This window comes from Rudaea sp. (assembly GCF_036383415.1).
Lineage (GTDB): Bacteria > Pseudomonadota > Gammaproteobacteria > Xanthomonadales > Rhodanobacteraceae > Rudaea.
Map to the genome: position 1 here is coordinate 1 of NZ_DASVOK010000279.1, position 3,751 is coordinate 3,751.

The following is a 3,751-nucleotide window of genomic DNA, read 5'->3' on the forward strand; positions in this document are numbered from 1 at the left end:
CGCGGCGCCCGCAGGTGAAACGCGTGCCGCTGTCGTGACCAGCCAGTCGGCGCCGCGCTATCCGCCCGATGCATTCCGCTCACGCCAGGAAGGCTGGGTCGAAGTCGCGTTCACCGTCGCCGCCGACGGCAGCGTCAAGAATGGCAGCGTGGTCAACGCCAATCCGCCGCGCTTGTTCAATACGGCAGCGCTGCGCGCGATCACGGAGTGGAAGTTCCAGCCGCGCCTCGAAAACGGTCAGCCGGCCGAACAGCAGATGCGCACGCGCATCGAGTTCAAGTTGCCGGACAAGTAAGCACCGGCTTCGGCGCTGACGAAGCGACGCCGTTCCCGCGCAAACGGGAGCGGCGTTTTGTTTTGCGCAACGAAAAAATCAGTGCTTGCGGCCGGCCACGACGCGCGCGCGTTTCGGCACGGGCGTGGCCGGCGCATCGAGCCCGGCCCAATCGACTTCGGGCAGGCCGAGATAGCGGTCGAGCAGCATCGGCAGCAGGCCCGAGGGCAGTGCGGTCTCGCAGTTCCACAGCATTACCGTGCCAAAGCGCGTCTTCGGGAAGAACGCGATCATCGAGTGATAGCCCTTCACGTAGCCGGCATGGAAGACCAGCGTTTCACCGGCGTAGTCGAACACGCGCCAGCCGAGCGCGTACTGCGAATCGCTGACGCGCGCGCGCCGCCACGGCGCGACGCGACGCTCGTGCGGCGTGTCGATCTGCGGCGTGTGCAGCGTCTCGAGTTCGGCTGCGCTGAGCACATCGGGGCGCCCACCCATCTGCGCGATCAGCCAGGCGGTCATGTCCTTGATGCTGGCGTTGACGCCGGCTGCAGGCGCGACGTGGTAATAGCCTTCGCGATTCTCGAACGGCACCCAACCTCCGCGACCGTGCACATGCGGACGCGCCCAGCTCACGCTGGACTCGAGTGCCTCGCGGCCGTAGCTCGCCGTGGTCATGCCGAGCGGACGGAACAGGCGCTTCTCGACCTGATGGCTGAAGAAATCGCCGGTGGTCGCGTAGATCACGTCGCCGATCAGCGAGTAGGTGACGTTCTGGTAGCCATAGCATTCGCCGACGTCGCAAGTCATCGGCACTTCCTTGAGCCGATCGACGAGCAGCGGATAAGGTTCGTTCGCCTCGATCATGCGATCGTAGGTGTTGTGCGGCAGGCCGACGCGCTGGCTGAGCACGTCGCGCACGGTGAGTTTGCTGCTCGCGTCGGCGTCGATCAGCTCGAACGCGGGCACGAGGCTGGCGACGGTCGTGTCCCACGAGAACGCGCCGTCGTCGACGAGAATCGCGGCTGTCGCGCTGGCGAACGCCTTCGACAACGAGGCGAGGCGGAACACCGTATCGGGTGTCACTTTCAGGCCGGCCTTCGCATCGGCATAGCCGACGCCGCGCTGCAGCAGCACCTTGTCGTCCTTGACCACGGCGACGGCGAGGCCGGCGATGCGATCGCCTTCCTCGACCTTGTCGAGCAGGCGATCGAGTTCGGCGGCAGAAGTGTTGGCATCGCCGGCGCTGCGCGCGGCCTCGCCCTTGACGATGGGCGTGATGTCTTCGGATTCGGCTTCTTCCGCAGCGGCTTCGCCGACCGGCGCGCGCTTGGCCGCGGCCTTCGACTTGATCGCCGGCTTCGCCGTCGATGCGGCGATGGAGTTTTTTGCTGCGGCTTGTTTCCTGGTGGACGCGGCCGTGGCCGTTTTCTTCGTGGCGTCGTTGGAAGTCGGCGTTGCGGCTATCACCGCGACCGGGGCCAGACTCAACGTTGCGAGGATCAGCAATGCGTGCGGTCGAAGGGCCATGTCGTGTTCATCGGGTCGTGCTCCGTGCGTGGATCTTGTTGTTGCACGGGCACAATCCGAACAAAAACCCCGTGCTATGCTTTCGCACGGGGCGCCATTCTAGCGCCAAAAAACGGGGAAAATGTTATGTCTGCACTAATTCTGCTGGCCGTCATCGTCGTTGTCGGTTTGTGGCTGGTCGGCATCTACAATGGTCTCGTCACCGCACGCAACGGCTACAAGAACGCGTTTGCGCAGATCGATGTGCAGCTGCAGCGTCGCTACGACCTGATCCCGAATCTGGTCGAGACCGCGAAGGGCTACATGAAGCACGAAGCCGACACGCTGCAGGCGGTCACCGCCGCGCGCGGTGCGGCGATGAACGGACTTGCCGCGGCCAAGGCGAATCCGGGCGATCCCTCGGCGATGCAGGCCCTGTCAGGCGCGGAGACGCAGCTGCAGCAGGCGCTGCTGAAGTTCAATGCGGTCGCCGAGGCCTACCCCGACCTCAAGGCCAACCAGAACATGATGCAGCTCTCCGAGGAGCTGACCTCGACCGAGAACAAGGTTGCCTTCGCGCGTCAGGCCTACAACGACGGCGTGCTGTTCTACAACAACAAGCGCGAAGTGTTCCCGAACTCGATCATCGCCAACTCGTTCGCCTTCACCCCGGCGACGCCACTCGAGATCGAGTCGCAGGAAGCGCGCAAGGCGGTCAAGGTATCGTTCTCCTAAAGCGGGAACGGAAAAGGGAGCAGGAGAGCGGCGGAAGCCGTTTTCTGTTCCCGGTTTCCTGGCACCCATCCGCGCCTCGCAGATGAATTTCTTCGCCCAGCAGGATCGCGCCCGTGCGCAGACGCGGCGCATGCTCATCCTGTTCGCCATCGCGGTGGTGTGCATCGTCGTCGCGGTCGACCTCGTCGTTGCCGTTGCGTTCGGCGTCATGGGCAACGGCCACCGCAACGCCTATCGCACGGCCGCGTCGCCGCAGACCGGCGTGCTCGTCGCGACCACACTGGTCGTGCTCGCGGTGATCGGCTTCTCGATGCTGTACAAGATCTCGAGCCTGCGCGCCGGCGGCGGCGTGGTCGCGCGCCAGCTCGGCGCGACCCTGATCGATCCACACGATCCGGCCATCGCCTCCAACTTCGCCTACAAGCGTCTGCGCAACGTCGTCGAGGAAATCGCGATCGCCTCGGGCGTACCCGTGCCCGAGATCTACGTGCTCGAGGACGAGCCGGGAATCAATGCCTTCGCCTCGGGCTACACCGCTTCCGACGCTGCGGTGACGGTGACGAAAGGCTGCCTGGACAAGCTCACGCGCGACGAGCTGCAGGGCGTGATCGCGCACGAATTCAGCCACGTACTCAACGGCGACATGCGCCTGAACATCCGTCTCATGGGCGTGCTGTTCGGCATCCTCGTCATCGGCATCGTCGGCAGCAAGATGCTGCAGTGGAGCGGGCGCGGGCGCGACTCGAACTGGCAGGTGTTCCTCGGCATCGCGCTACTGATCATCGGCTCGATCGGCTTGTTCTTTGGCCGCCTGATCAAGGCCGGCGTGTCGCGTCAGCGCGAATACCTCGCCGACGCCTCGGCCGTACAGTTCACGCGCCAGTCGCAGGGCATCGCCGGCGCGCTGAAGAAGATCGCCGGCCTCGCCGAAGGCTCGAAGCTGGAAACGCCGGAACGCGAAGAAGCCGCGCACATGTTCTTCGGCGATGGCGTCGGTTACTCCGCGCTGTTCGCCACGCATCCGCCGCTGCACAAGCGCATCCTCGCGATCGATCCACGCTTCGATCCGCAGGAGTTGGTCGCGATCGCCAAGGCCTGGAGCGCGCCGGTGCAGGCCTTCGATGCCGAAGGTGCGGAAGTGTCGCTCAGCGGCCTGGCGCCCGCCGGCACGGAGACTGCCGCGCACCGCGACGAAGCAGTACCTCCCTCGGTCGGCGTCCTGCCTCAGGTCGG

General features: G+C 65.3%; 4 protein-coding genes. 3 read left to right on the forward strand and 1 reads right to left on the reverse strand.

The features are described 5' to 3' along the window. Positions 1-295: energy transducer TonB (locus VF497_RS10505; protein WP_330888412.1), on the forward strand; the 295-nt coding region annotated here is incomplete at its 5' end. Positions 296-373: 78 nt separating this feature from the next. Here the strand turns inward: VF497_RS10505 and VF497_RS10510 are convergent. Beyond that, positions 374-1,804 (reverse strand): serine hydrolase domain-containing protein, encoded by a 1,431-nt coding sequence (locus VF497_RS10510; RefSeq protein WP_330888414.1) that lies wholly within the window; start codon positions 1,802-1,804, stop codon positions 374-376. A gap of 126 nt (positions 1,805-1,930) precedes the next feature. On the opposite strand from VF497_RS10510, the gene VF497_RS10515 reads away from it, so the two are divergent. Both VF497_RS10515 and VF497_RS10520 read left to right on the forward strand, forming a co-directional pair. Continuing rightward, entirely contained in the window at positions 1,931-2,518 is a 588-nt protein-coding gene (locus VF497_RS10515; protein ID WP_330888416.1) for a LemA family protein, read from the forward strand. A gap of 82 nt (positions 2,519-2,600) precedes the next feature. After that, the coding region (locus VF497_RS10520; protein ID WP_330888418.1) for a M48 family metallopeptidase at positions 2,601-3,751 on the forward strand (1,151 nt) is incomplete at its 3' end.